This is a genomic window from Streptomyces sp. NBC_01363 (genome assembly GCF_026340595.1).
GTDB lineage: Bacteria > Actinomycetota > Actinomycetes > Streptomycetales > Streptomycetaceae > Streptomyces.
Genome location: NZ_JAPEPF010000002.1, coordinates 1848074 through 1873830, shown reverse-complemented (window position 1 = coordinate 1873830; position 25757 = coordinate 1848074). Strand labels below are relative to the sequence as shown.

Annotated in this window: 22 protein-coding genes and 2 pseudogenes; 13 read left to right on the top strand and 11 right to left on the bottom strand. The window is 71.4% G+C overall.

The features are described 5' to 3' along the window. Positions 1 to 6: 6 nt before the first annotated feature. Complete coding sequence (gene eat / locus OG611_RS36195; protein WP_266430099.1) at positions 7 to 1476, bottom strand: ethanolamine permease; 1470 nt, start codon at positions 1474 to 1476, stop codon at positions 7 to 9. A 271-nt stretch (positions 1477 to 1747) separates the two neighbouring features. Here eat and OG611_RS36190 point away from each other — a divergent pair, with 271 nt between their 5' ends. The 3 genes from OG611_RS36190 to OG611_RS36180 are packed head-to-tail and all read left to right on the top strand — an operon-like array spanning position 1748 to position 5330. After that, on the top strand, positions 1748 to 3112 hold the full coding sequence (locus tag OG611_RS36190) for a glutamine synthetase family protein (RefSeq protein WP_266430097.1): 1365 nt from the start codon (positions 1748 to 1750) through the stop codon (positions 3110 to 3112). A gap of 38 nt (positions 3113 to 3150) precedes the next feature. Continuing rightward, positions 3151 to 4539, top strand: coding sequence for an aldehyde dehydrogenase (locus tag OG611_RS36185; protein ID WP_266430095.1), 1389 nt, complete (start codon positions 3151 to 3153; stop codon positions 4537 to 4539). Positions 4540 to 4544: 5 nt separating this feature from the next. After that, positions 4545 to 5330, top strand: coding sequence for a 3-oxoacyl-ACP reductase (locus OG611_RS36180; RefSeq protein WP_093546738.1), 786 nt, complete (start codon positions 4545 to 4547; stop codon positions 5328 to 5330). Positions 5331 to 5517: 187 nt separating this feature from the next. On the opposite strand, the pseudogene OG611_RS36175 reads toward OG611_RS36180, so the two are convergent. The 3 genes and pseudogenes from OG611_RS36175 to OG611_RS36165 all read right to left on the bottom strand — a co-directional run. Continuing rightward, positions 5518 to 5694, bottom strand: a pseudogene (locus tag OG611_RS36175) (alkaline phosphatase family protein); the annotation flags it as partial. A gap of 120 nt (positions 5695 to 5814) precedes the next feature. Continuing rightward, positions 5815 to 6702: an alpha/beta fold hydrolase gene (locus OG611_RS36170; protein WP_266430091.1), complete on the bottom strand. Its 888-nt coding sequence runs from the start codon at positions 6700 to 6702 to the stop codon at positions 5815 to 5817. Then, entirely contained in the window at positions 6695 to 7291 is a 597-nt protein-coding gene (locus OG611_RS36165; protein ID WP_266430088.1) for a TetR-like C-terminal domain-containing protein, read from the bottom strand. The genes OG611_RS36170 and OG611_RS36165 overlap by 8 nt, the downstream gene beginning before the upstream one ends. Before the next feature lie 171 nt (positions 7292 to 7462). Here OG611_RS36165 and gndA point away from each other — a divergent pair, with 171 nt between their 5' ends. The 3 genes from gndA to OG611_RS36150 all read left to right on the top strand — a co-directional run bounded on the left by gndA (position 7463) and on the right by OG611_RS36150 (position 10992). Further along, positions 7463 to 8905: an NADP-dependent phosphogluconate dehydrogenase gene (gene gndA / locus OG611_RS36160; protein ID WP_266430085.1), complete on the top strand. Its 1443-nt coding sequence runs from the start codon at positions 7463 to 7465 to the stop codon at positions 8903 to 8905. 189 nt (positions 8906 to 9094) lie between these two features. Beyond that, on the top strand, positions 9095 to 10195 hold the full coding sequence (locus OG611_RS36155; protein WP_266430082.1) for a Dyp-type peroxidase: 1101 nt from the start codon (positions 9095 to 9097) through the stop codon (positions 10193 to 10195). Further along, positions 10195 to 10992 carry a family 1 encapsulin nanocompartment shell protein gene (locus OG611_RS36150; RefSeq protein WP_266430080.1) on the top strand — a complete coding sequence of 266 codons (798 nt, stop codon included), beginning with the start codon at positions 10195 to 10197 and terminating at the stop codon, positions 10990 to 10992. Before OG611_RS36155 ends, OG611_RS36150 begins: the two co-directional genes overlap by 1 nt. 13 nt (positions 10993 to 11005) lie before the next feature. Here OG611_RS36150 and OG611_RS36145 read toward each other — a convergent pair whose 3' ends face one another. Beyond that, entirely contained in the window at positions 11006 to 12487 is a 1482-nt protein-coding gene (locus OG611_RS36145; protein ID WP_266430077.1) for a M64 family metallopeptidase, read from the bottom strand. Between the two features lie 147 nt (positions 12488 to 12634). On the opposite strand from OG611_RS36145, the gene OG611_RS36140 reads away from it, so the two are divergent. The 3 genes from OG611_RS36140 to OG611_RS36130 all read left to right on the top strand — a co-directional run bounded on the left by OG611_RS36140 (position 12635) and on the right by OG611_RS36130 (position 15203). Then, positions 12635 to 14011 carry a tetratricopeptide repeat protein gene (locus OG611_RS36140; RefSeq protein WP_266430074.1) on the top strand — a complete coding sequence of 459 codons (1377 nt, stop codon included), beginning with the start codon at positions 12635 to 12637 and terminating at the stop codon, positions 14009 to 14011. A gap of 230 nt (positions 14012 to 14241) precedes the next feature. Continuing rightward, positions 14242 to 14757: a MarR family winged helix-turn-helix transcriptional regulator gene (locus OG611_RS36135; RefSeq protein ID WP_266430071.1), complete on the top strand. Its 516-nt coding sequence runs from the start codon at positions 14242 to 14244 to the stop codon at positions 14755 to 14757. Positions 14758 to 14759: 2 nt separating this feature from the next. After that, on the top strand, positions 14760 to 15203 hold the full coding sequence (locus OG611_RS36130) for a hypothetical protein (RefSeq protein WP_266430068.1): 444 nt from the start codon (positions 14760 to 14762) through the stop codon (positions 15201 to 15203). Positions 15204 to 15554: 351 nt separating this feature from the next. Here the strand turns inward: OG611_RS36130 and OG611_RS36125 are convergent, their stop codons facing one another. The 3 genes from OG611_RS36125 to panD are packed head-to-tail and all read right to left on the bottom strand — an operon-like array spanning position 15555 to position 17032. Continuing rightward, positions 15555 to 16181: an arylsulfatase gene (locus OG611_RS36125; protein ID WP_266430065.1), complete on the bottom strand. Its 627-nt coding sequence runs from the start codon at positions 16179 to 16181 to the stop codon at positions 15555 to 15557. A gap of 32 nt (positions 16182 to 16213) precedes the next feature. Continuing rightward, complete coding sequence (locus tag OG611_RS36120) at positions 16214 to 16576, bottom strand: GNAT family N-acetyltransferase (RefSeq protein WP_266430063.1); 363 nt, start codon at positions 16574 to 16576, stop codon at positions 16214 to 16216. Between the two features lie 30 nt (positions 16577 to 16606). After that, positions 16607 to 17032 (bottom strand): aspartate 1-decarboxylase, encoded by a 426-nt coding sequence (panD, locus tag OG611_RS36115; RefSeq protein ID WP_266430061.1) that lies wholly within the window; start codon positions 17030 to 17032, stop codon positions 16607 to 16609. 375 nt (positions 17033 to 17407) lie between these two features. Between panD and OG611_RS36110 the strand changes: the two genes are divergently transcribed. Further along, entirely contained in the window at positions 17408 to 17593 is a 186-nt protein-coding gene (locus tag OG611_RS36110; protein WP_266430058.1) for a hypothetical protein, read from the top strand. A 43-nt stretch (positions 17594 to 17636) separates the two neighbouring features. On the opposite strand, the gene OG611_RS36105 is transcribed toward OG611_RS36110, so the two are convergent. The 3 genes from OG611_RS36105 to OG611_RS36095 are packed head-to-tail and all read right to left on the bottom strand — an operon-like array spanning position 17637 to position 21123. Further along, positions 17637 to 17990, bottom strand: a complete 354-nt coding sequence (locus tag OG611_RS36105; RefSeq protein ID WP_266430056.1) for a UBP-type zinc finger domain-containing protein — start codon at positions 17988 to 17990, stop codon at positions 17637 to 17639. Continuing rightward, the gene (locus OG611_RS36100) at positions 17987 to 19450 is read right to left on the bottom strand and encodes an ATP-binding protein (RefSeq protein ID WP_266430054.1); all 1464 of its coding nucleotides are present in this window, start codon (positions 19448 to 19450) and stop codon (positions 17987 to 17989) included. Before OG611_RS36100 ends, OG611_RS36105 begins: the two co-directional genes overlap by 4 nt. Continuing rightward, a complete protein-coding gene (locus OG611_RS36095; protein WP_266430052.1) occupies positions 19447 to 21123 on the bottom strand; it encodes an FAD-dependent oxidoreductase in 1677 nt (558 codons plus the stop codon). Before OG611_RS36095 ends, OG611_RS36100 begins: the two co-directional genes overlap by 4 nt. Positions 21124 to 21421: 298 nt before the next feature. Here OG611_RS36095 and OG611_RS36090 point away from each other — a divergent pair. From OG611_RS36090 to OG611_RS36080, 3 genes and pseudogenes are all read left to right on the top strand, one after another. Further along, positions 21422 to 21836: pseudogene (locus OG611_RS36090) on the top strand (NAD-dependent epimerase/dehydratase family protein). 567 nt (positions 21837 to 22403) lie between these two features. Beyond that, complete coding sequence (locus OG611_RS36085) at positions 22404 to 24452, top strand: hypothetical protein (RefSeq protein WP_266430051.1); 2049 nt, start codon at positions 22404 to 22406, stop codon at positions 24450 to 24452. A 294-nt stretch (positions 24453 to 24746) separates the two neighbouring features. Next, entirely contained in the window at positions 24747 to 25652 is a 906-nt protein-coding gene (locus tag OG611_RS36080) for an RICIN domain-containing protein (protein ID WP_266430048.1), read from the top strand. The last annotated feature ends 105 nt before the right edge of the window (positions 25653 to 25757 follow it).

Here is a 25757-nt window from a genome sequence, read left to right as displayed (position 1 = left end):
TCCCGTTCAGTCCCGCGACAGTTCGGCCTCGGCCGCCGCCAGAGCGGCGAACTCCTCCTCCGGGGCGCTCGCGACGAGGCGGTGACGGCTGTAGAAGGCGAAGTAGGCCAGCGCCACCACGTACACGCTGAGAGCGATGAACGCCGCGTCGCGGTCCACCAGGAAGGTCGCCACCAGTGCCGAGCATGCCAGTACGAATGCCACGGACGAGGTGAGCGCGCCGCCGGGCGTGCGGTAGGGACGTTCGAGGTGCGGTTCGCGGCGGCGCAGCACGATGTGGGAGAGCGCCATCAGCGCGTAGCTGATGGTGGCGCCGAAGACGGCGACGTTCAGCATCCGGCCGCCGTTGCCGATCCAGGCGGCCAGCGCGAAGCCGATCGCACCGGGAATCAGCAGGCCGAGGTAGGGGGACTTGCGGCGGTTGGTCAGCGAGAGGAAGCGCGGCAGGTAGCCGGCCCGGGAGAGTGCGAACAGCTGGCGGGATCCGGCGAAGATCAGCGAGAAGAACGAGGCCACCAGGCCTGCCAGGCCCGCGTAGTTGACGAAGCGGCTCAGGCCGGTGGGACCGCCCTTGCCCTCCAGTGCGACCACGAGGGGGTTGCCCGCTTCCTGGATGGCCCTCGCGCCCTGGGCGCCGGTGGCGGAGAGGAAGGTGAGCACCGCCAGCCCCACCAGCACGGTCAGCGAAATGGCGAGTGCCCTCGGCATCGACCTGACCGGGTCCTTGGCCTCCTCGGCGGCGAGCGGCACGCCTTCGACGCCCAGGAAGAACCACATGCCGAAGGGGAAGGCGGCCCAGATGCCGAGCAGTCCGAAGGGCAGCCAGGACGAGGAGCCGAACGCGCCGGTGTCCACCGGGATGTCGTCGAGACGGGCCGCATCGAAGTCGGTGAACGCGCCGATGGCGAAGACGAGCAGAGCGGCCACGGCGACGGCGGTCACGATCAGGCTGAACCGCAGCGCCTCGCCGACGCCCCAGAGGTGGATGCCGATGAAGACGGCGAAGCAGGCGAGGTATACGGGCCAGCCGGAGGTGAGCCCGAACAGGCCGAGGGATTCGACGTAGTCACCGATGAACAGCGAGATGGCGGCGGGGGCGAGGATGTACTCGATGAGGATGGCCGTACCGGTCAGGAAGCCGCCCCAGGTGCCGAGGGCGCGGCGCGCGAAGCCGTAGCCGCCGCCGGCGGTGGGCAGGATGGCGGAGAGTTCCGCCAGCGCGAAGACCAGGCACGCGTACATCAGCCCCATCAGCACGGTGGCCGCGGCGAGTCCTCCGAAGCCGCCCTTGGACAGGCCGATGTTCCAGCCGGAGTAGTCGCCGGAGACGACGTACGCGACGCCGAGTCCGGTCAGCAGGAGCCAGCCCGCGCTGCCCCGGCGCAGGGTGCGACGGTGCAGGTACTCGTCCGTACCGGTGACCGCGCCGGCCGTGCCGCCGGGTGGGCTGGTGGAGGTGTCGGTTCCCTGGGCCATGGGGCGCTCCAGATGTGGGTCGACGGCGCTGCGTCGAGGCGTGGGAGGCGAAGAGGGCCTTCATCAAAGGTTCACCGGCACACCTTTGTGGAACGCCAGGGGAAACACAAGAGGCACGCGTTAAACAGTGGTTACGGATGTGCGCCGCGCCTGTGACATGTACGCCGGGCACTTCACCGAAGTCGATTCGCCGCCATCGAGCGGTCCCTCTTCCCAAGCAATGGTCACCTGCCATACCTTATGGATCTCGGTGCACCCAAGGAGGAATCCCGTGGCAGACCGCACACCCCCGCTCGCCGTCGAGGAGCTGCGCTCACTCGTCGCGAGCGGGTCCATCGACACCGTCGTCCTGGCCTTTCCCGATATGCAGGGCCGGCTCCAGGGCAAGCGGTTCGCCGCCGGGTTCTTCCTCGACGAGGTTCTGGAGCACGGTACCGAGGGCTGCAACTACCTGCTGGCCGTGGACACCGACATGAACACCGTCGACGGCTACGCGATGTCCTCCTGGGAGCGCGGCTACGGCGACTTCGCCATGCTCCCGGACCTCGCCACCCTGCGCCTGCTGCCCTGGCACGAGGGCACCGCGCTGCTCGTCGCGGATCTCGCCTGGAACGACGGCAGCCCGGTCGTGGCCGCACCGCGCCAGGTCCTGCGCCGGCAGCTGGACCGGCTGGCCGGCCTCGGCTACCGGGCCCAGGTGGGCACGGAGCTGGAGTTCATCGTCTTCAAGGACAGCTACGAAGAGGCCTGGGACCGCGACTACCGCGGACTGACCCCGGCCAATCAGTACAACATCGACTACTCCATCCTCGGCACCGGCCGCGTCGAGCCGCTCCTGCGCCGTATCCGCAACGAGATGCAGGCGGCCGGGCTGACCGTCGAGTCGGCCAAGGGCGAGTGCAATCTCGGCCAGCACGAGATCGCGTTCCGCTACGACGAGGCGCTGGTCACCTGCGACCAGCACGCCGTCTACAAGACGGGCGCCAAGGAGATCGCCGCGCAGGAGGGCGTCTCGCTCACCTTCATGGCCAAGTACGACGAGCGCGAAGGCAACTCCTGTCACATCCACCTCTCGCTCACCGACGACAACGGTGACAACGCGATGGCGGGTGACGGCCCGGACGGCATGTCGGACCTGATGCGGCACTTCCTCGCCGGACAGCTCGCCGCCCTGCGCGACTTCTCCCTGTTGTACGCGCCGAACATCAACTCCTACAAGCGGTTCCAGCCCGGCTCCTTCGCGCCGACCGCCGTCGCCTGGGGGCACGACAACCGCACCTGCTCGCTGCGCGTGGTCGGCCACGGCCGCTCCCGGCGCTTCGAGAACCGGCTGCCCGGCGGCGACGTCAATCCGTATCTCGCCACCGCCGGACTGGTCGCCGCGGGGCTGTACGGCGTGGAGCACGAGCTGGCTCTGCCCGAGGCCTGCACGGGCAACGCCTATACCTCCGAGTACGAGCAGGTGCCGACCACCCTGCGCGAGGCCGCCGACCTGTGGGAGGCGAGCCCCATCGCCAAGGAGGCGTTCGGCGAGGAGGTCGTCGCGCACTACCTGAACATGGCGCGTGTCGAACTCGCCGCCTACGACGCCGCCGTGACCGACTGGGAGCTGCGACGCTCCTTCGAGCGCCTGTGACCTCCGTCCCGTCCCTCACTCCCGATCGAGGCCCGTACGTGTCCCACCAGCCCGCACCACACAGCCTGGACGTCCTGAACCCGGCCACCGCCGAGGTCATCGCCACCGTCCCGGCCGCCACCGCCGCCGACATCGACGCGGCCGTCGCCCGCGCCGCCACCGCCCAGCGCGTCTGGGCCGCGGCGGCACCCGCCGACCGCGCCCGGCTGCTCCGCCGGTTCGCCGCCACCGTCGACGAACACATCGAGGAACTGGCCCTGCTGGAGGTCCGCGAGGCCGGTCACACCATCGGCAACGCCCGCTGGGAGGCGGGCAATGTGCGCGACCTCCTCGATTACTGCGCGGGCGGTGTCGAACGCCTGCTGGGCCGCCAGATCCCGGTCGCCGGCGGCATCGACTTCACCGTCCTGGAACCCCTCGGTGTCATCGGTGTCATCGCCCCCTGGAACTTCCCGATGCCGATCGCCGCCTGGGGGGCGGCTCCGGCGCTCGCCGCAGGCAACGCCGTCCTGCTCAAGCCCGCCGAGACCACACCGCTGACCGCGCTGCGCCTGGCGGAACTGGCCCTGGAGGCCGGGCTGCCCAGCGGACTGTTCCAGGTGCTGCCGGGCGAGGGGCCGGTGGCCGGCAGTGCCCTGGTGGAGCACCCCGGCGTGGCCAAGATCGCCTTCACCGGCTCCACCCGGACCGGCAAGCACATCATGACCCGCTGCGCCGAACGCGTGAAGCGCCTCACCCTGGAACTCGGCGGCAAGAGCCCGAACGTGGTCTTCGCCGACGCCGACCTGGAGGCCGCGGCGGCCGCTGCCCCGATGTCCTTCCTGGACAACGCCGGCCAGGACTGCTGCGCCCGGACCCGCATCCTGGTCGAGCGCCCGGCCTACGACCGCTTCCTCGACCTGCTGGCACCGGCCGTCGCCGCCGTGGTGGTCGGCGACCCGTCGGACGAGAAGACCCAGATGGGTCCGCTGATCTCGGCCGTCCAGCGGGAGCGCGTGAGCGCGTTCGTGGACGACCTGCCCGACGGCGTACGGACGATCCTCGGCTCGGCGCCGGACGGCCCCGGGTTCTGGTACCCGCCGACCGTCCTCGCCGGGGTGTCGCCGGACGCCCCGGTGGCCGTCGACGAGGTCTTCGGCCCGGTCGCCGTGGTGCTGCCCTTCGACGACGAGGCGGACGCCGTACGGCTGGCGAACGCGACCGACTACGGTCTGGCCGGATCGATCTGGACGCGTGACGTGGCCCGTGCCCTGCGGGTCGGCCAGGGCCTGCGGGCCGGAAACCTCTCGGTCAACTCGCACTCCAGCGTCCGCTACGCCACACCCTTCGGCGGCTACAAACAGTCCGGACTGGGCCGCGAACTCGGCCCCGACGCACTCGCCGCCTTCACCGAAACCAAGAACATCTTCATCAGCACGGAGGCCTGAGCACCATGACCGACACCACCGCTGTCTGCCGCCGCCTGGTCGGCCGCACCGCCGTAGTCACCGGAGCCGGAAGCGGCATCGGACTGGCCACCGTCCGGCGCCTGGCCGCCGAGGGCGCGCACGTCGTCTGCGCCGATGTGGACGAGGCGAGCGGCAAGGCCGCCGCCGAGGAGGTCGACGGCCTCTTCGTACGTACCGACGTCACGGACGCCGAACAGGTGGAGGCCTTGTTCAAGGCCGCGTTCGACACATACGGCTCGGTCGACATCGCCTTCAACAACGCGGGGATCTCGCCGCCCGAGGACGACTCCATCCTGGAGACCGGCCTCGACGCCTGGCGCAGGGTGCAGGAGGTCAACCTCACCTCCGTCTACCTGTGCTGCAAGGCCGCCATCCCGTACATGCGCCGCCAGGGCAAGGGCTCCATCATCAACACGGCCTCGTTCGTGGCCCGGATGGGCGCCGCCACCTCGCAGATCTCCTACACCGCCTCCAAGGGCGGCGTGCTGGCCATGTCGCGCGAACTGGGCGTGCAGTTCGCACGGGAGGGCATCCGGGTCAACGCGCTGTGCCCGGGACCGGTCAACACCCCGCTGCTCCAGGAGCTGTTCGCCAAGGATCCGGAGCGGGCCGCGCGCAGGCTGGTGCACATCCCGGTCGGCCGGTTCGCCGAGCCCACCGAGATGGCCGCCGCCGTGGCCTTCCTGGCCAGCGACGACTCCTCCTTCGTCAACGCCACCGACTTCCTGGTGGACGGCGGGCTCACCGGCGCCTACGTCACACCGCTCTAGACCGTGTGCGGACGTGGGGCGGGGCGCCCGGCCGCCCCGTCCCACGTCCGCGACGACCGCCCACACCACACGAGTGTGCTCAGCGTGCCCGTACTCCGTGCCGCACCCAGCGCTCCGCCGCCCGGCTCACCGTCACCGCACTCGCGCTGGCGGCGGCACTGACCACCGTCACCGCGCCCGCTCGGGCCCACGACCGCCCCACGCCGTTGGGCTGGTCGAAGACGGTGCGCCCGCCGCCGGGGGTGATCCCGGACCGGTCCGAGAAGCCGCGTACGCCCTTGAGCCTGCCGAAGTAGTGGTCGAAGCTGCGGTTCTCCTGCATCAGCACCACCACGTGCCGGACGTCCTTGATGGTGCCGGTCGCGGTGGCCCCGCCGCCGTTTTCGTCCGGACCGCCGCGCCCGCGCCGAGCGCCACAAAACCCAGATCCAAAGGTGCCATAGGGGATGTTTACGGGACGAGAGTCATCGACCTCCCTCCGGGGTCACCCCTGTGCCCCCCGGAGTGTCCGGCCGAGCAGCACCGCCCGCAGCCGCTCGGCGAACGCTTCGGGGTCCTCGGCGCAACCGGTGTGCCCACCCGGGAACTCCACGAGCCTGCCGCCCACTTCGTCCGCCAGCCGGGCGCCCGGAATCGCCGTGAGCAGGGTGCGGGAGTCCCGTCCGACACCGATGACCAGTTGCTCCGCGCCGCGACGCAGGGCCGCCAGGTCCGGTACGTGGCCGCTGAACGAACACAGCACATGCTCCAGGAACACCGGAAGGTTGGCCCGCATCCGCCGGAACGCCTCGGCCTCCCGCACGGACGGTTCGGGCGCCGCCCGGCGCCCGCCCCCGGCCGGCGGCCCCGCATCCGGGTCCGTCAGGCCCTCGGTCATCGTGGCCAGTGCCGCGGCCACCCCGTCCCGGCGGAAGGATTCGCGCACCGCGGCGAAGAGCTTCCGCCCCCGGTCCGGATCGGGCATCAGCGCCACCAACGGCGGTTCGTGCGCGACCACTCGGTGCAACCGCTCGGGGTGGCGGGCGAGCAGGTCCAGGGCGACGATCGCGCTCGAACTGGAGCCGAAGACGGCCACCGGTCCGCCGTCCGGCGACAGCAGCTCGATCAGCCGGTGGGCGTCCTCGCTCTGCACCGCCACCTGCTGGTCCGCCGCCGCGCCGTCGAGCAGGCTGCGCGAGTAACCGCGCGGGTCGAAGGCCGCGACGGTCCAGCTGTCGGCCAGCCGCTCCGCCATCCGGTCGTAGAGCCCCGCGTCGGCGCTCCCGCCCGGCAACATCAGCAGCAGCGGGCCTTGGCCGCGCACCTCGTAGTACAGCGTCGCCCCGGGCACCTTCAGATGTCCGGTGCGCTCCGGCACCGTGCGGTCAGCCATGACCGGTCTCCCTCTCGCCCGTCGCGGACGGCCAGTGCTCCAACAGGAAGTGCAGGGCCTCGACGGACCGCTCCCAGGACGTCTGCACGTCGCGGGGCGCGCCGAAGCCTCCGCTCGCCTCCAGGGCGCAGTAGCCGTGGAAGGTGCTGCGCAGCAGCCGCACCGCGTCCGTGAGATCGGGCTCGGCCAGGCCGTAGGCCCGCAGCATCGCGCCCGTGGTCTCGATGGTGCGGTGGTACGCGGACGACTGGGCGACGATGTCGGGGTCGACCCGCATCTGCGTCGCCTCGTACCGTCCGGGCCGCTCCAGCGCGAAGGCCCGGTAGGCATCGGCGAACGCGACCAGGGCGTCCCTCCCGGCCCGGCCCGTCACGGCGGCGCCGATCCGGTCGATGAACTCCCCGGCGGCCAGCAGCGCGACCCGGGTCCGCAGGTCGTGCAGATTCCTGACGTGCGAATACAGGCTGGCGTCCTTGACCCCGAAGCCGCGGGCCAGCGCGGAGATCGTGACCTTGTCGAAGCCGATGGAGTCGGCCAGATCGGCCGCCGCCGCCACCACGCGTTCGGTCGTGAGACCCGCGCGAACCATCCGCCACCTCCGTCGAAGCATGCCTAGGCACCCTAGGCATTTTCCTAATATACACAGGCGAGTCCATCCGGGCGATGCCGAACAGGCCGTTCCCGCACCCCGTATCCATACTGAAGATCCCGGCATTGCTGAAGATCCAGGCATCCCCGAAACAGATTGCAGAGCACACAGATGAGCGGCACTGCACAGATCGGCGTCACAGGGCTCGCGGTCATGGGCCGCAACCTCGCGCGCAACTTCGCCCGCAACGGATTCACGGTCGCGGTGCACAACCGGACCACCGCCAGGACGGACGCCCTGGTCGAGGAGTTCGGCGACGAGGGCTCCTTCGTCCCCGCGCACACTCCGGAGGAGTTCGTCGCGGCGCTGGAACGTCCGCGCAGACTCGTCATCATGGTGAAGGCGGGTGATCCCACCGATGCCGTGATCCAGGAGTTCGCCCCACTCCTCGAAGAGGGCGATGTCATCATCGACGGCGGCAACGCGCACTTCGAGGACACCCGTCGGCGGGAGAAGGACCTGCGCGGGTGCGGGATCCACTTCGTCGGCGTCGGCATCTCGGGCGGCGAGGAAGGCGCGCTGAACGGGCCGAGCATCATGCCGGGCGGGTCGGCCGAGTCGTACGAATCACTGGGGCCGCTGCTGGAGAAGATCGCCGCCAAGGCGAAGGACGGCACCCCGTGCACCACGCATATCGGTCCCGACGGGGCCGGGCACTTCGTGAAGATGGTCCACAACGGCATCGAGTACGCGGACATGCAGCTGATCGCGGAGGCGTACGACCTGTTGCGTGCCGTGGCGGGCTACTCCCCCGCGAAGATCGCCGAGACGTTCCGCAGCTGGAACACCGGCCGCCTCGACTCGTATCTGATCGAGATCACGGCGGAGGTCCTCGCCCACACCGACGCGGCCACCGGGAAACCCTTCGTCGACATCGTGCAGGACCGGGCCGAGCAGAAGGGCACGGGCCGCTGGACGGTGCAGATCGCGCTGGATCTGGGGGTGCCCGTCTCGGGTATCGCGGAGGCCGTCTTCGCCCGTTCGCTGTCCGGGCACGCGGATCTGCGCGAGGCCGCGCGGGACCTGCCGGGCCCGTCGGCGTCCCCGCTCGACGAGGAGGCCGCCGCGGCCTTCGCCGACCGGGTGGAGCAGGCGCTGTACGCGTCCAAGATCGTCTCGTACACGCAGGGATTCCACCAGATCCGGGCGGGCAGCGAGGCGTACGACTGGAACATCGACCTCGGCGCGGTGGCGTCGATCTGGCGGGCCGGATGCATCATCCGGGCCGCGTTCCTGGACCGGATCCGGGCCGCCTACGACGCCCGTCCGGACCTGCCGAGCCTGCTGTCCGACCAGCAGTTCGCCGAGGAGATCGGCGCGGCTCAGGACGACTGGCGGGCAGTGGTCGCCGAGGCGGTGCGGCAGGGAGTGCCGACACCGGGATTCGCCGCCGCGCTCGCGTACTACGACGGCCTGCGCGCCGACCGGCTGCCCGCGGCGCTCACCCAGGGCCAGCGCGACTTCTTCGGCGCGCACACCTACCGCCGCACCGACCGCGAGGGCTCCTTCCACACCCTCTGGGGCGGCGACCGTACGGAGGTCGTCGCGGGCTGACACGGGGAGGCCGGTGCGCTCGCCCGTCCTCGGCGGGCCGGGCGCGGTACCGCCGTCGTAGTCGCCCGGCCGGATGACCCGGGGTGCGGCAGCGTCCTGTCTGTGCGTAAGTAGCAGCAAGCCCCTTCTTGTTGCCCCGCCGCGAGCCTGTCGCCGCAGCCCGCCATTGCCGCCCCAGGGAGCCCACGCATGCCCGACGCCACCCCGGAACCCGACGCAGCCGGGCCGGACACCTCCCCGGAGCCGACCGCGGTCCAGCCTGTCGTCGCGCCGCTGACCAGCGCCGCACTGATCCTGGTCGCCACGATCGAGCCCGGCTGCGAGCCCGCCGTACGCGAGGTGCTGCCGGATCTGGCGGCCTTCGCCCGCTCCATCGGATTCCGGTACCCCGAGACCGGCCTGGTCTGTGTGACCGGCTTCGGTTCCGGGGCCTGGGACCGGCTGTTCGCCGGGCCGCGGCCCGCCCGGCTCCACCCGTTCCAGGAATTGCACGGCGCCCGGCACCACGCTCCCGCCACCCCGGGGGATCTGCTGTTCCACATCCGGGCCGAGCGGATGGACGTGTGTTTCGCATGGGCGACCCGCCTGCTCGACCGGCTCGGCAGTGCGGTGACGGTCGTCGACGAGACGCAGGGGTTCCGTTACTTCGACCACCGGGATCTGCTCGGATTCGTCGACGGCACGGAGAACCCCGTGGGGGCGGACGCGCGGTCGGCGGCCCTGGTCGGTGCCGAGGATCCCCCGTTCGCGGGCGGCAGTTACGTCATCGTCCAGAAGTATCTGCACGACCTCGCATCCTGGAACGCGCTGAGCACCGGGGAGCAGGAGCGGGTCATCGGCCGCACCAAGCTCGACGACATCGAGTTCGCCGACGACGTCAAGCCCGCCGACTCGCACATCGCCCTCAACACGATCACCGACCCGGACGGCACGGAGCGCGACATCCTGCGCGCCAACATGCCGTTCGGCAGCTTCGGACAGGGCGAATTCGGCACGTACTTCATCGGTTACGCCGCCGATCCGGAGGTGACCGAGCAGATGCTCCGCAACATGTTCCTCGGCAGTCCGCCCGCCACGCACGACCGCATTCTCGACTTCTCGACCGCGGTCACCGGCACGCTCTTCTACGCCCCCAGCGCCGACTTCCTCGACGCCCCGCCGCCCTCGCCCTCATCGGCCGGGACCGACGCCCTGCCGGAGCCCGCGTCCGCGCCGGTGACGGCCGCGGCCCCGGCCCGTCCGGCCGACGGTTCGCTGCACATCGGCAGCCTGCAAGAAAGCGCCCAGTGATGAACAATCTCCACCGCGAACTCGCCCCTGTCACGGAAGCCGCCTGGGACCAGATCGAAGAAGAGGCCCGGCGCACCTTCAGCCGCCATGTGGCGGGCCGCCGGGTCGTCGATGTCACCGACCCGGAAGGCCCCGGACTGGCGGCCATCGGCGACGGTCATCTGCGCGACATCGATCCGCCCGCCCCGGACGTCATCGCCCGCGCCCGCACATCGGTGCCGGTCATCGAGTGGCGGGTGCCGTTCACGGTGACCCGGTCGGCCGTGGACGACGTCGAGCGCGGCTCGGACGACAGCGACTGGCAACCCGTCAAGGACGCCGCCCGCACCTGTGCGTTCGCGGAGGACATGGCGATCATCGACGGGTACGCCTCGGCCGGGATCACCGGGCTACGGGACGGCTCCTCGCACTCGCCGCTGACACTGCCCGCGGATGCCCGCGACTACCCGACCACCGTCAGCCAGGCACTCACCCAGCTGCGGCTGGCCGGCGTCGACGGACCGTACCGGCTGCTGCTCGGCGCCGACGCCTTCACCGAGGCCACCGAGACCTCCGACCACGGATACCCGGTGGCCACCCATCTGGCCCGGCTGCTCGACGACCAGATCCTGTGGGCGCCCGCCGTCAGGGGCGGTGCGCTGCTGTCCACCCGTGGCGGCGACTTCGAGCTGTGCCTCGGCCAGGACCTCTCCATCGGCTATCAGGACCACGACGCGACCAGCATCCGGCTCTACTTCCATCAGGCCTTCACCTTCCGGATGCTGACGCCCGAGGCCGTGGTCCCGATCATCGCCTGAGGCGTTCGGGGCCCTACCGCCGGTGCCCGGTCGCCCTGACGTTCCATGTCAGGGTGTCGGTGGCCAGTGCGCGGACGGCGGGGTCACGGATGGCGTCCGTACGGTCGACGGCCTCGGCGGTCACCTTGTGCCCACGACCGTCCGCACGGACTCCGAGCGATGCGGGGGTGACGGAGGTACGTCCCCGGGCAAAGACCCTCTCGACGCCGTCCACGTACCAGCGCAGATCCGTCCTGGCGAGGCCGGTGGCAGCGCCCGGCCGATGAGTGCGGGTCCCGGTACCGGCGGCATCGAGGTCCGCCAGGCTCACGGCGATGCGCCGGCCCGGCCCGACGGCGGTGCCGGTGTCGACGGCGCTGCTCAGTGCGTTGCCCGCGCGGTAGAACCCGGCGATCATCGCCTCGCGCCCCGGCAGGTTGAACTCGGTGTTGCTCAGCACCCGCATGATCGATGACTCGGTGGGACGGTAGAGCCCGAGCGGGTAGTAGGCGCTGCCCTCGTACGCACCGACCGTGCCGCCCGCCGGATCGGTCCGGCCGAGCCAGCGGTACCACTTGGCCCGCTTCTCGGTGAGCTGCGCGGGTGTGTAGGTGGTGGAGTTGATCCCGCCCGGCTCGCCGCCGGTCCAGGTCCCGTACTCGGCGTAGGTGTACTCGTCGTCCAGCAGGCCCACCGAGTGCCCTATCTCATGGGCGGCGATCAGGCTGGACGAAGGGTGGTCGGATGAGAGGGTGGAGACTCCGTTGAAGGGCCGGCCCTCGGCCTGGAGTCCGGAGTAGCCCGCGCCCCCGTACTTGGTGGAGTTGGCGATGACGACCACGAGGTCGGCGGCCGGGGCCTTGGCGGCGTACGCGGCCACCTTGTCGATGTCGGCGCAGATCAGCCGCTCGATGTCGGAGCACCAGAAGTAGCTGCCGAGCGCGGTGTCCTTGACGGTGTCCGCGCCGGGATCGCCGCTGATGCCGGACTCGTTGGAGACCGCGTCGACGGTCCACACGTTGAACAGGCCCTGGTAGCTCTTGTAGGGCTCCAGAGCGGTGATGTCGGCCCACTTGGCGGTGGCGTCCGCGTGGAAGTCGGCCTGCTGGCCTGCCGTGTAGCCGTCTCCGATGATCACGACGTCCAGGCGGTCGTCGGACGGGCCGGTCACCGCCTGTTCGCCCACCGTGCCGTCGACGGCGGCCTGGGCCGCGCTCAGCGGGGCGGCGGCTGCGCCCTTCCGGACGGCGGCGGCGACCGGGACCTCGACGGTCCTGCCCGAGCCGCCGGGATCGGGGAAGTACTCGGCCGCGATGCGACGGCCGCCGTCGGAGCCGGTGGGGGCGGCCGACGCCGGTGCGGTGGCAGCGGTCGCCGCCAGGAGGCCGACGAGAGCGAGCCCCGCCGTGACTCCTGCCGTTCGGCGCGTGCGGAGGCGTATGCGCATGGACAACTCCTTCAGGTCCGGGGAGGACTTCGCCGGGAAATCCCAGGGCACGACCATCACGTAACTCATGAGTTAAGTCGAGTTAATGCGATGCTTAACCTAGAGGTGCGCGGACCGCCGAACAAGGCCCGGAAACGTGGTGGTTGAGGTTCGTATCCGGGCATTTACGATGCATGGACCGCATTTCGAGGCGGGGCGAAGCAGAAGGGCGGCGCGATGGACGCGAGGCGCACAGCGGGACGGGACGCGGGGCCGGACGAGGATCCCGGCGGCGTCGGCCGCCGCGTCCAACAGCTGCGCACCAAACGCGGTCTGACGCAACGACAGCTGGCGGAACCCGCCTACACCCCCGCCTACATCTCCACGCTGGAGGCGGGCCGGGTACGCCCGTCGGAGGCGGCCGTACGCCACCTCGCGGGCCGGCTCGGCGTCACGTACGAGGAACTGGCCACCGGACGCCCCGCCCACCTCGCGACCGCTCTGCGGCTGAAACTCGTCGAGGCCCAGCGGACACTGGCCACCGGTGCCGCCGAGGACGCCGCCGCCACCTACACCCGGCTGCTCGCCGAGGCCGGCCGGCACAGGCTCGACGACGAACGCGCCACGGCCACGCTCGGCCTCGGCCACTGCGCGCTGGAGACGGGCGATCTGCCCACGGCCCGCGAGCACTTCGAGGCCGCGGAGCAACTCCTCGCCGACGCTCCGCTCCCCCGGCGCGCCCCGGCCGTCCGGGGCAGGGCGGTCGCCCACCTGCTGGCCGGCGAACTCCGTTACGCCTGCTACCTGCTGGAGAGCGCCATCGACGAGCTCAACACCTCGGGCCTCCAGGATCCCGGCGCGCTTCTGCTGCTGTACACGGCTGCCATCGCCCCGTACATGGACATGGGCGCCCACGCCCGCGCCGCCCAGGCGGGCGAGCTGGCGCTGGCCCTGGCACCGCAGGTGTCCGATCCGGAACTGGTCGCCGGACTGCACCGCAGCGTCGCCCGTACGCTCATCGCGGCGGGCCGTACCGCGGAGGCGGACGCCTCACTCGCCAAGGCGGCCGAGATCTACCAGCAGCTCCAGATCCGTACGGAGCTGGCGCACTGCCACTGGATGCGCGGCTACGTACACGCGCAGGACGGCGATCTGTCCGGCGCCGAGACCGAACTGCGCGCAGCCCGCGACATGCTGGCATCGAAGCGGGCCGCCCTGTACACGGCCCAGGTCGAGGTGGAGCTCGCCGATGTGCTGCGTCGGCGCGGCAAGGCCGACCAGGCCAGGGAGCTGTTGCACAGGCTCCTCGGCGAACTGCACCCGGACCGGGGCTCGGTCCATGCGGGCGGCGCGCACCGGCTGCTCGGCCTGATCCACGAGGACCAGGGCGATCCGGAGTCCGCCGAGGAGCACTACGTCACCGCGCTGGCCCTGCTGGAACGGGCGGGCGCCGCCGGCGATCTCGCGGACATCAGCCGGCTGCTGGGCGATCTGCTGCGGCGCACGGGCCGGACCGAGGCGGCCATGGACGCCTACCGGACCGGGCTCGGCCACCGGGCCTCCCCCGGCACCACCACACTGGGACCGCCCCCGGTCCGTCCGCCCACCGCCTGATCCCGGCCCGCCGGGAATCGGTCGACGGGGCAGACACAGCAGCGGCTCCCCTCGCCCACCACCCGATAGGCGAGTCGGGTGCCATCGGGGGCGGTGAATGCGGTCATGGCGCGATCCTCAACGTCGGCCGGCCACTGCGGCAAGCTGTTTGTTCCACACACTCCACGATTCGTTCTGCACACTCCGTGATTTAGTAGCCACGTACATAGTAGCTATGTAATCTATCTTCCATGAGCAACGCATCCGAGGGACCGACCCCCGGCTTCCTGGTATGGCGCCTGTCGATGAAATGGCGGGTCGCCGTCGACCGGGCGGTCGGGCCGCTCGGTCTGACACACGCGCAGTACTCACTGCTGGGATCGCTGCTCGGGATGCAGCAGTCGGGGCTGCGGCCGAGCCAGCGCAGGCTGGCGGATCACACCGGACTGGAGCCGCTGTACGTGTCGAAGCTGGCCCGCGCCCTGGAGAGCGCAGGCCTCGTGGAGCGTACGACCGACCCGGACGACACCAGGGCGGTCCAGCTCTCGCTCACGGAGGAGGGGCGCACGGTCGCTCTTCGCGCGGTCGACGTCGTGCGGGAGCTCCTGGAACAGCAGTTGGCTCCGCTGGGCGGCCTGGACGGTGCGGACACCGAGGCGTTCGTACGCACGGTGACGGCGCTTCTCGACGTACCGATCCCCGGAACCCCCGCTCCACCGAAGGAATCGCAGAAACCCAAGGCACCCGATCAACCGACCAAGGAGTAGCCATGTCTGCCACACCGACCGTCAACGGCCAGATCATAGGCCGGGCCCACTACGCCACGCGCGCCGTCCTCGAACGACTGCTCGCGGCCACCGGAACCACGTTTCATCAGTCGCTGGCGCTGAACGCCGTCGCGGGCAACGGCGGGGCGATCGAGCGCGGCCGGCTCGTCGACCGCATGACCGCCGCGCTGAAGACCGACGCGGCCGTCGTCGAGGCGACCCTGGCCGAACTGACCGCCGCAGAACTGCTGGCGGAGGTCGACGGCACCGTTCCCCGGATCGGCCTCACGGCTGCGGGCCGGGACCGTCTGCAGGCGAACGGGGCCGATGTCGCCGACCTCACGACCCGGCTGTACGCGGACCTGCCGGCCGAGGACCTGGAAGCGGCGGGTCGCGTGCTCATCGAGGTCACAGCGCGGGCGAACGCCGTCCTGGCAGGGGCCTGAGGCACACCCCCGGGAACACCGGTCATCCGGCCCGCCGGGGTGACGGCCGCGGTTCCGGCACCGGGTCGGGACGCGGGGGAGGCGGCTGCGGGATCGGATCCGGCGACGGGCCGGGCGGAACGGGGCCGGGCGGCGGAGGCGGCGGTTCCGGCAGCGGCGACGGCGGTCCGGGCATCGGCCCGGGGGTGGGCGCCGGCGGCACCGGGTCGGGGTACGGATTCGTCATCGAAGGCCTCCGAACGGTTCGGGGTGGATCTCCTTCCACCGTCTCCCGGAGCGGCTGCCCGCGCCTGGTGAGTCCATACGCGCGGGTTCCGGACGATCGCCCGGATTCCGGGAGCCGTGCCGAGGTCAGCGCGCGGCGACAGCCGCGGCGGCGAGACCCGGCCGGGGGCTGGAGAGCACCGGGATGCGGGTGACCGTACGGGTGACCGCGTCGGCCATGGACGCCTGCGCCAGCACGATCACATCGCTGTCCGTGACCGCGTCGGCCGCGGTCGCGACGAGGTCCAGATAGCCGTCGCGGTCACCGGCCTCGAAGCGCGCCCAGGCGCCGTCCACCACGACGGTCCGTACGTCGACGGGCCGGTCCCCCGCCTCGTCGGCGAGCAGCGCGAGAGTCGGCGCCAGAGTGTTGGTGATCGACGCGAGAACGACCACGCGGTCCTGTGCCGCGGCGGCGGCCGCCATCGGGCGGTCGACGCGCAGCACGGGAACACCGAGCGTCGCCGACTGCGACTCGGCGACGGCGCCGATCGTCGAGCAGGTGCAGAGAACGGCGCGGGCACCGTCCCCGACGGCGCCCGCTAGCAGGTCCCTGATCTCGCCCGACACCGCTTCGGGGCCCGCTTCCCTGGCCTTGGCGAGCAGGTCCTCGTGCACGAGATGGCGCAGGGCGAGCCCCGGATGGTCGGCGTCCCGGAGCGCGTCGAAGACCGGTACGTGGGCCGGGGAGGTGTGCAGCAGGGCGAGTGTCATCGCCAAACGGTACAGTCCCCGGCCGACGTGGGTCAGTACAGCTCGGGGTGCGACTTGAGCTGCGTCTTCGCCTGTTCCACCAGTGCGGCCGGCACCTCGGGAGCCCGGTCGGGGTGGCGCGTCGCCCACTTCGCGGCGTACGGGCAGAGCGGAACGACGGGGACACCCTCGCGTCCCGCCATGGCGTAGAACTCCTGGACGAGGGCACCGGCGATGCCCCTGCCCTCGTGGCCGGGTTCGACGACGGTGTGCACGGCGACGAGCGCGGCGGGGTCACCGTCCATCACGAAGTACGCGACGACCCCGACCGCCTTGCCGTTCTCGTACGCGAGCAGATTGCCGCTCACACGGTCGTCACGGATGTCGGGTTCGATCCGCTCGGTCCGTTCTGCCATGACGGGTGCTCCCTCGCTGGTCGGACCGGGTCAGCGCGCCGCGGGAACGGCGTGCGGGCTCCGTTCGGTGCCGGTGCCGGGCACGGGCGCGGAGGCATCGGCCCCGAGCGCGACGATACGGTTGCCGGCGTCGACGTGCACGATGCGCGGGACCAGGCCGCGTGCCTCGGCGTCGTCGACCTGGGCGTAACTGATCAGGATGACCAGGTCACCGGGGTGGACGAGGTGGGCGGCGGCGCCGTTGATGCCGATGACACCGGAGCCGCGCTCGCCCTCGATGACGTACGTCTTCAGACGGGCGCCGTTGTCGATGTCGACGATGTGCACCAGCTCGCCGGGCAGCAGATCCGCCGCTTCCATCAGCTCGGTGTCGATGGTGACGGAACCGACGTAGTGCAGGTCGGCCTGGGTCACCGTGGCACGGTGGATCTTGGACTTGAACATAGTACGCAACATCGAGGCACTCCCACAACTAGGCTCCCTGCCTGCGTTTTTGCAGGTCAAGGGCTGTTCTGACACCCTACAACGAGTCGCGTGTTCGGACAGTATTCCCCAGGTTTTTCAGGACTCATGCTGACCACTTGCTGACTTTCCTGATGCATCGTCATACGACTGCGGGAGGGCTTCACCCACTCTCCCGGACACCGCCGGGACAACGGCACCAGCCTACGCAGCACCCTCTCAAGGGCGTCCGCGACCACCGTCACTCTGACGGTCTGGACGGCAGCCAGGAACAAAGGCGATCGACCGGGAGTCGAGCCGCGCACCACCATGGCTCAGCTGAACCGCCCCGGCTCGAATGGAGACTCGATTTCATGAAAGGATCGAGTCATGGCACGACCTTCCCGTTGCCCCCTTGAGCTCCGCCGCCGTGCGGTGCACATGGTCGCCGAGGTGCGCGACGACTACGCGAACGAGACTGCCGCTTTGCAGGCAGTGACCGAGAAGCTCGGCATCGGGTCCCGCGAGACGCTGCGAAACTGGGTGAAGCAGCACGAGATCGACACGGGAACGTAGATGGGCGTATATATGCCTATCTTGGTCATCCTGCCGCTGGTTCTCAGGGATGCAGCAGGTCCGGCCAGTTCTGCGGGACACGGTCGGCCGGTCCCGGGGTCGGCTGGGCGGCCGGGTGGCTGGTCGGCGGGGCCAGTTCGGGTCCGGACTCGTACAGGACGTCGGTGGCGTAGTTCCAGTACCACTCCTCACCCGGCTCGAAGCTCTGCACCACGGGGTGCCCAGAGGACTCCCAGTGGGCGGTGGCGTGCTGCGCCGGTGACGAGTCGCAGCAGCCGATGTGGCCGCACCGCGCGCAGCGCCGGAGGTGGAACCACCAGCCCCCCACTGCGTCGCAGTCCGCGCAGCCGGTAGTGCTGGGCGGGACGTTCGCCGCGATGCCGTCGATGTCGGTCATACGGACTCCTCGGTGGTTGTGGTTTCGGTCTCGGGGGCGGTCAGCGGCAGCAGCACCTGGAATCGCGTGTCGCCCGGTACGGACTCGACCTGGAGGCTGCCGTGGTGTTTGTTGACGACGATCCGCCAGCAGATGTCGAGGCCGAGGCCGGTGCCCTCCCCGACGGACTTGGTGGTGAAGAAGGGGTCGAAGATGCGGCTGCGGATGTCCTCGGGGACGCCGGGGCCGGTGTCGCGGAACTCCACGAGCAGTCGGTCGCCCTCCCTGGCCGTGCGGACCGTCAGGGTGCCGTCGTGGCCCGTGCTGCCGATGGCGGCCACCGCGTTGTCGATGAGGTTGGTCCACACTTGGTTGAGTTCCGCCGGATAGGCGGGTATTTCGGGGAGGGAGCGGTCGTAGTCCTTGACCACCCTCACCCGAGGGCCGATCTTGCCGGACAGCATCAGCAGCGTGCTGTCGAGGAGTGGGTGGACGTCGACGTCCTGGTGAGGGGCGCGGTCGAGCTGCGCGTACTGCTTGGCCGCGTCCACCAGGCGGGAGATGCGGGTGGTGGAGTCGTCGATCTCGTCCATCAGCAGCTCGGTCTCGACCGTGTAGTTGAGCCAGCCGATCGCCCCCGGCAGGATTCCTTCGCCCACCGTCGCCGCGACCTGGTCCAGCCAATCAGTGTCCAGCCCGGCTTGGACGAAGGCCGGCGCGATCCGCCAGCCCTCCGGGATGCCGTGATCCTCCAGCCAGCCGGCGAGCTCGTCCTCCCGGTCGGACACCTCCAGAGGGGTCAGCATTGGTGCCTTGGCGACGCGTTCGGCGGTGCGTTCCTGGATCTCGATGAGCTCGGCGAGGGCCACTCGGGAGTAGCGGCCCTGGGCGATGACCGCCAGTTTGTTCCGCATCCTGCCGACCCGCTCACGCAGTGCCGCGGTGGCGCGGACGGCGGCCGCGGCCGGATTGTTGAGCTCGTGGGTGAGTCCGGCGGACAACGTTCCGAGCGCCAGCAGGTGTTCCCGCTGGCCAATGGCCCGCTGGGTGTTCTTGGAGCCGAAGAAGAGCCCCTCCAGCAGGTGCGTCGGCATCGGGAACCATTCCCTCATGACGTCTGCGAACGACTGTGCGGGCAGTACGAAGAACCGGGTGGGTTCGGTCACCCGCATGGAGTTGATGTACGTCTGCGGGACCTGGTCGCCCAGATATGCCTGCATGGCCCCCGCGTACACGCCGCGCTGCGAGGTCCGGCTGACCTCCACATCGTCGCCGCCGACCCGGCGGGACAGTACGACGGTTCCCTCGACCATCACGTAGAAGCAGGGCGCCGGGTCGCCCTCGGTGTACACCGGGCCGGGTTCGAACCGTTCCATCCGTCCCTCGGAGCACAGCCGTCCGAGCTGCTCCGGGGAGAGCTTCTCGAAGAGGAACAGCGAGCCGATCTCGTGCGGGTCGCAGGCCATGACCTGTGCGCTCATGACTGCTCCAGGAAGCGGTGGACGAGCATCACGGCCATGGCTCCCTCTCCCACGGCGGACGCGACGCGCTTCGCGGACCGGGCGCGCGCGTCGCCCGCCACGAACACACCCGGGATGCTGGTCTCCAGGTAGTAGGGCGGCCGGTCCAGTGCCCATTCGGCAGGGGGGCGCCCGTCCGGCGTCAAATCCGGTCCGGCGAGGATGAAGCCGTTCTCGTCGCGCAGCACAGTCCCGCCGAGCCAGTCGGTCAGCGGGGCGGCACCGATGAAGACGAACATCCACTGGGCATCGACGACTTCGGTGGCGCCGGTCACGGTATCCCGCAAAATCAGCCGTTCCAGGTGCTCCTCGCCGTGCGCCTCCTTGACGACGGTCCGGAGCCGCACGGTGATGTTCGGGGCCTCGTCGACCTGCTGGATCAGGTAGTACGACATCGACGCTGTCAGGGACTCCCCGCGCACCAGCATGGTCACCGACTTCGCGCCCCGAGCCAGGAACACCGCCGCCTGCCCGGCGGAATTCGCGCCGCCGACGACGAACACGTCCTGGCCCTCACAGGACGACGCCTCGGTGAGTGACGAGCCGTAGTACACCCCGCAGCCGGTCAGCTCGTCGCATCCCGGCGCCCCCAGCTGCCGGTACGACACGCCCGTCGCCAGGATGACGCTGTGCGCGGCGACCGCTGAGCCGTCGGAGAAGCGTACGACGCGCGCCGAACCGTTCACCTCCAGCCCCGTGACCTCGCGAGCGGTGAGGATCTCGGCACCGAAGCGGCTCGCCTGGCGGCGGGCACGATCGGTCAGCTGCGCACCGGACACGCCGTCCGGGAAGCCGAGGTAGTTCTCGATGCGGGAACTCTGGCCGGCCTGTCCGCCGGTCGCCGACCGCTCGACCAGTACGGTCCGCAGTCCCTCGGAGGCCCCGTACACCGCCGAGCCGAGTCCGGCCGGGCCGCCGCCGATGATGACGAGGTCGTAGAACGCGGCGGTCGGCGTGGTCGCGAGCCCCACGTGGGCGGCCAGTTCGGTCGGCTCCGGCTCGATCAACGCGGTACCGTCCGACGTGATAACCAGGGGGAGCCGTCGGCCGTCGGCCCCGGCCGCCGCCAGAAGCCTCTGTCCCTCCGGTTCGTCGGAGGAGTACCAGCGGTACGGCACCTGGTTGCGGGCGAGGAATTCGCGCGCCCGCGAGGAGGGGGCGGACCAGCGGTGCCCGACCACCTTGGTGGTGGGTACCGGCCGGTAGTCGCTGGACCGCCAGGCCGTGAGGAGATCGTCCAGGACCGGGTAGAGCTTCTCCTCGGGCGGGTCCCAAGGCTTGAGGAGATAGTGGTCGAGGTCGACGACGTTGATCGCGTCGATGGCAGCGTCGGTGTCGGCGTAGGCGGTCAGCAGCACGCGCCGCGCCCCCGGGTACACACCGAGGGCCTGTTCGAGGAACTCGATGCCGTTCATCTGCGGCATCCGGTAGTCGGCGAGGATCACGGCCACCAGGTCGCCGCGCAGCTTCAACTCGCGCAGCGCCTCCAGCGCGGATTCGCCGGACTCGGCGCGTACGATCCGGTAGCCGCCGCCGTAGTGGCGCCGCAGGTCGCGGGCGATGGCGCGGGAGACTCCCGGGTCGTCGTCCACTGTCAGGATGACGGTCCGCGTTGCGTCGGTGGCCTGTGCCATACTCCTCCGCCCTACGCGCTTCCGACGGCCAGCACGACGAGCTGCCCGAGCACGCTCCCGACCATCGTATGTTCGATCGAGCCGGACCGCATCGGCTGCTACGGCCCGTGCGGCCTGGGTGACCTGACGGTGGCAGAGCGCTGCCGAGCCAGAGCACCACCTGGTGTGCCGCCTCAGAGCTCAGCAGCACGGGTACGTCACGGGGGCGCCGACTGGCCGGGCACGGCCCGCGTGCGCCGCGCAACAAGCCGTCGCAGGCTGCGGGCAGGACCCAGCAGTACGTGATGGAAGGCAACCGATGAAGTTCTCAGTGGTCGGCGGTACGGGCCTGATCGGATCGCAGGTCGTGAAGAAGCTGAACGCGGCAGGGCACGAGGCCGTGCCGCTTGGAGTTCGTCGCCGCGGTCCTGTTCGTAGACCACTGAGGGTGACGTCGTCCGTCTGCCCGCCACCCCGATCCAGCCGATCGCCGCCCAGGACGTCTCCGACGCCGTCGCCGAAGTCGCCGCGGGTACCCCCTGAACGGCACTCTCAACGTCGGCGGGCCCGACGTCTTCCTCCTCGACGACCTCGGACGGATCACCCTTAACGCCCGTCCCGACGGTCGCAGCGTCGTCACCGCCGGCATGCTCGCCGCTGTCAGCGGCGACGTTCTCACCACCATGGGCGACGCCTGTATCGCCCCCACGCACTACACGGACTGGCTCTCCTGACCCAGCCCGCCTACCGGAGGAGGCCTCACCCATGGCGAACAATGAACCGACGGCGGGCGGCGCCGGGAGCCGGCCACGCTTGGGTGTGCGCGGTGGGTGGGGGGGTGAAACGGGAGGGGTACGGTCCCTTTCGCGTGTTTCGAATGCGATCCACACACGCGAGGGGGCTCCGCGGGTGCAACCGGCGGGATGCCTGCGTCGTCTGTTACTGCGGGCGGCGAGCCGTTCGCCGCCCGGCGGAGCGGGTCGGCGCGGGCGGGGGAAGTGTGTGTCCGGGGCCGCGCGCGGGGTGGCGGAGACGGGAGAGACATCCCGTCCGGTGAGGTCGGAGGCGGTTACCCATGCAGTTCCTTGCGCGGCCCGTGGTGCGGCGGGGGACCGCGTCGCGTCCACGTCCGGAGCGCGCGGCTCCCCCCGGGGTGGCGGGGGGTACGCGCGGAGGGTGCGGGGCGACCGGCCCTCCGCCGCCCGCCCCGCACCCCCCTCCGGGCGTCCCTTCCCCCTCCCCGTCCCTCCCGCGCCGCCACGCCTCCCGACGGCGACCCTGAGCAGTCCGACAGGTAGACCATGCACATTCCCCCCCTCACCCAGGCGCAGGGCGCCGCTTCCCCCGCGGGGGTGGCGACGGCCCGGCGGCGTCGGCTCTTCACCGGCCGGGTCGCCGAACTGCGGTTACTGCGGGAGTCGCTGCTCGGTGAGCAGCCCGGCTGTCAGGTGCTGTGGCTGCACGGCATGGCGGGCGTCGGCAAGAGCACGCTCCTGCGCCGCTTCGTGGCCGAGGCGAAGCAGGAGGGCAGGACAGTCCGCGTGATCGACATGCGCAGCACCGCGCCGACACCGGAAGGTTTCCTCGGCGCGCTGGAGGCGCAGGGGGCACCGGCGGGGACGGAACTGCTCGTCATCGACTCCGGGGAGTTGCTGGGCCCGCTGGAGGCGTGGCTGCGGGACGTGTTCCTGCCCGGCCTGCCCGCCGACCGGCCGGTCCTCGTGGGCGCGCGGTGGCCCCCCTCGGCCGAGTGGCGCACCGATCCGCAGTGGTGGGACCTGCTGCACACGGCCGTGCTCGGCGCGATGAGTGACGCCGAGTCGGCCCGGCTGCTGCGCGACCGGGACGTCCCCGAGACGGCCGTACCGGCCCTGACACGGGCCGCACACGGGCTGCCGCTGGCCCTGGCGCTCTTCGCGGAGGCGCGCCAGCGCTCGGAGACCGGGGGGGCCGGCCCTGGCGCCGCGCTGGAGGACGCGCCGGAACTCGTGGGCGAACTGCTTCGGCTGCTGCTGCGCGAGAACCCCTCCCCCACCAGACGCGACGCCCTCGCGGTGCTCGCGCTGGCCCGGGTCACGACGGAGGAGCTGGTACGGCACACGCTGGGCGTGCCGGTGGCGGAGGCGCACGCGCTGGGCGACTGGCTGCGCGGGCTGTCGTTCGTGCGCAGCACCGCCGAGGGCCTGGTGCCGCACCCGCTCGTACGGAAGGCGCTCGTGGTGGACCTGCGCTGGCGCGGCCTGGAGAAGTACGAGCGCCTGCACCGCAGGCTGCACGCCCACCTGACGGAGCGACTGGCCCAGCGCACCGGGGGGCGCTGGGCGCTCGGGGCGGGGCTCGCGCACCTGGGGCGGGTCAACCGGGCGGTGCGGGAGGCAGTGGACTGGGAGGGGACGGACCGTCTGCACGTGCGCACGGCCCGCCCGGACGACCTGGACGCGGTGCTGGCCGCGCTCGCGAAGGAGCACGGGCAGGTCGCCGCCGCGACGGCCCGCGCGTGGTGGGAGCGGCAGCCGTCCGCCTTCTCCCTCGCGGAGGACGGCGGCGGGATCGTGGCCGTGCTCGTCGCCCCCTGGCTGGAGGCGGGCATGACGGGCCTGCCCGATGACCCGGTGGCGCGGGCCGCGCTGGCCCGTACCCGCGAGCGGGCCCCGCTGCGGCGCGGCGAGCGCCTGCTCCTCGCGCGGTGGAGCACGGGGCCCCCGGCGGCGGCGGCGTTCGCGCTGACGACGCTGTGGGCGACGGTGCCGAGGCTCGCGGTGAGCTGGACCTGCACGGTCCAGGACCGGCCCGGTCTCGCCGCGCTGCTCGGCCTCTACGGGCAGTTGCGCGAGGCCCCCGTACCGGGAGCGGAGGGCGAGGCGGTGCTCCCGTACGTACAGGACTGGCGGGGCACAGGTTTCGACGCGTGGGCGGCGGCGCTGTGCGAGCGGCTGCTGACGGACGATCCCTCGGCGCTGCCCGCCCCGGCGAGCGGCCCGCCGGGAGCGGAGCTGCCGTGGCCCGCGTTCGCGGAGGCCGTCAAGCACGCCTACCGCGACGCGCAGGACCTCCGGCAGCTCGCCGAGAACCCGCTCCTCGGCACCCGGCTGGTGGCGCCGGGCGGGGACGCGGCGGCGCTGCGCGACGTGCTCGCGCAGACGGTGGAGCAGTTGCGCGCGCACGCGGGGCAGCGGCAGCTCGGCGAGGTCCTGGAGATCACGTATCTGAGCGGGCCGCGCAGCCAGCAGGCGGCGGCGAGCCGGGCGCGACTGTCCTTCAGCACCTACCGGCGGCGGCTCTCGGCGGCGCTGACGAAGGCGGCCGAACTGCTGCGGGACCGGGAGCTGTACGGGACGGCGGCGCGGTGAACGCGGGGTGGCCGTACCGGGCACCGCCCGGCCGCGCAGAGGGCGCGGTCCGTGAAAGACTCGCGCCGTGCGGATTCGCGCGAAAGGACGCGCGCCCCGCCCCCGGGGTGGGCGTGCCGCGCGGGCCCTGTCCAGTTCGTGCCCATCCCGTGCCCACCGCGTCCGGCGTGCCGCCCGGGGCTGCGGGCGCGCTGGTTGACTGGCGCACGGACCGGACGGGGGCGGGGCGGCAGTGGCGGAAGCGGGAGCGACCGGCTGCCAACAGTTGGACCATTGTTGACTTGGGGACGAGCGTTGAGTGACACCGAGCAGGACGACGCGAAACGACGACAGCGGGCCCGGTTCGTCGAGGCGCTGACGAAGACCGCCCAGCAACCGGGCGAACGCTCCCGCGTGGGCACCAGGATCGCCGGGGCCACGGCCCTGCTCGCGCTCGCCGCGGGCGCCACCCTGGGCCTCGGCGCGTGGCGCAGCTACCAGTCCGACGAGGACAGCAAGCAGCAGCACCTGGCCGCCCAGCAGCGGCGAATCAGCCCCTCGGCCTCCTCCTCGCCGACCGGCGGCCGGGAGACCGGAAAGAAGGCGCCGGCGAAGCACCCCGTCGCCGCCGGAGCGGGGGCGGGCGCCGCCCTCCCGCCCGTGGACACCGTCACCTCCCCCTCCCCGGAGGCGGAGAAGAAGAAGAAGGAGGAGGAAGCGCCGAAGGAGAAGAAGCAGAGCACGCTCGCGGACGCGAGCCGTTCCCGCGTGCTGCTGAAGAACGCGCACAGCGGCATGTGTGCCGACGTCTCCGGCTACGGCAAGGGCGCCGTGAACCAGCCGATCATGCAGTACTACTGCGACGGCACCGACAAGGACAACCAGCTCTGGAGCATGTCGGTGCGCGGCGCGGGCCAGGGGCCCGGCGGCGCCGACCTCGTGCTGTTCGCCAACGTCAAGGACGGCCTGTGCCTGGACGTCCCGATGTTCGGGGCGCAGCCGCCCGCGACGAAGCTCATCGAGGCGCGCTGCGACGGCTCGACGCGGGACAACCAGCTGTGGTGGCTGGACCCGGTGGCGGACGGCACGGTGCGCGTGCGCAACTACGCGAGCAACCACCTGTGCATGGAGGTCAAGGACGACTCCATGGCCCGCGCCACGCAGCTCCAGCTCGACGACTGCGGTACGGACGCCGACAGCCGCTGGACCGTGGTCGGCTGACCCGGCAGCACCGGTCCGGGGCAACGACCCGGGCAGTCGCGAAGGCCCCGGCGGGGATCTCCCGCCGGGGCCTTCGCGTACGACGCCCCGGGTGCCGACCGCGCG

Bases quoted from the DNA above. Each gene is read 5' to 3' on its own strand.
- eat (WP_266430099.1), bottom strand. From the start codon at position 1,476: ATGGCCCAGGGAACCGACACCTCCACCAGCCCACCCGGCGGCACGGCC.
- OG611_RS36180 (WP_093546738.1), top strand. From the start codon at position 4,545: ATGACCGACACCACCGCTGTCTGCCGCCGCCTGGTCGGCCGCACCGCC.
- OG611_RS36170 (WP_266430091.1), bottom strand. From the start codon at position 6,702: ATGGCTGACCGCACGGTGCCGGAGCGCACCGGACATCTGAAGGTGCCC.
- OG611_RS36165 (WP_266430088.1), bottom strand. From the start codon at position 7,291: ATGGTTCGCGCGGGTCTCACGACCGAACGCGTGGTGGCGGCGGCGGCC.
- gndA (WP_266430085.1), top strand. From the start codon at position 7,463: ATGAGCGGCACTGCACAGATCGGCGTCACAGGGCTCGCGGTCATGGGC.
- OG611_RS36155 (WP_266430082.1), top strand. From the start codon at position 9,095: ATGCCCGACGCCACCCCGGAACCCGACGCAGCCGGGCCGGACACCTCC.
- OG611_RS36150 (WP_266430080.1), top strand. From the start codon at position 10,195: ATGAACAATCTCCACCGCGAACTCGCCCCTGTCACGGAAGCCGCCTGG.
- OG611_RS36145 (WP_266430077.1), bottom strand. From the start codon at position 12,487: ATGAGTTACGTGATGGTCGTGCCCTGGGATTTCCCGGCGAAGTCCTCC.
- OG611_RS36140 (WP_266430074.1), top strand. From the start codon at position 12,635: ATGGACGCGAGGCGCACAGCGGGACGGGACGCGGGGCCGGACGAGGAT.
- OG611_RS36135 (WP_266430071.1), top strand. From the start codon at position 14,242: ATGAGCAACGCATCCGAGGGACCGACCCCCGGCTTCCTGGTATGGCGC.
- OG611_RS36130 (WP_266430068.1), top strand. From the start codon at position 14,760: ATGTCTGCCACACCGACCGTCAACGGCCAGATCATAGGCCGGGCCCAC.
- OG611_RS36125 (WP_266430065.1), bottom strand. From the start codon at position 16,181: ATGACACTCGCCCTGCTGCACACCTCCCCGGCCCACGTACCGGTCTTC.
- OG611_RS36120 (WP_266430063.1), bottom strand. From the start codon at position 16,576: ATGGCAGAACGGACCGAGCGGATCGAACCCGACATCCGTGACGACCGT.
- panD (WP_266430061.1), bottom strand. From the start codon at position 17,032: ATGTTGCGTACTATGTTCAAGTCCAAGATCCACCGTGCCACGGTGACC.
- OG611_RS36110 (WP_266430058.1), top strand. From the start codon at position 17,408: ATGGCACGACCTTCCCGTTGCCCCCTTGAGCTCCGCCGCCGTGCGGTG.
- OG611_RS36105 (WP_266430056.1), bottom strand. From the start codon at position 17,990: ATGACCGACATCGACGGCATCGCGGCGAACGTCCCGCCCAGCACTACC.
- OG611_RS36100 (WP_266430054.1), bottom strand. From the start codon at position 19,450: ATGAGCGCACAGGTCATGGCCTGCGACCCGCACGAGATCGGCTCGCTG.
- OG611_RS36095 (WP_266430052.1), bottom strand. From the start codon at position 21,123: ATGGCACAGGCCACCGACGCAACGCGGACCGTCATCCTGACAGTGGAC.
- OG611_RS36085 (WP_266430051.1), top strand. From the start codon at position 22,404: ATGCACATTCCCCCCCTCACCCAGGCGCAGGGCGCCGCTTCCCCCGCG.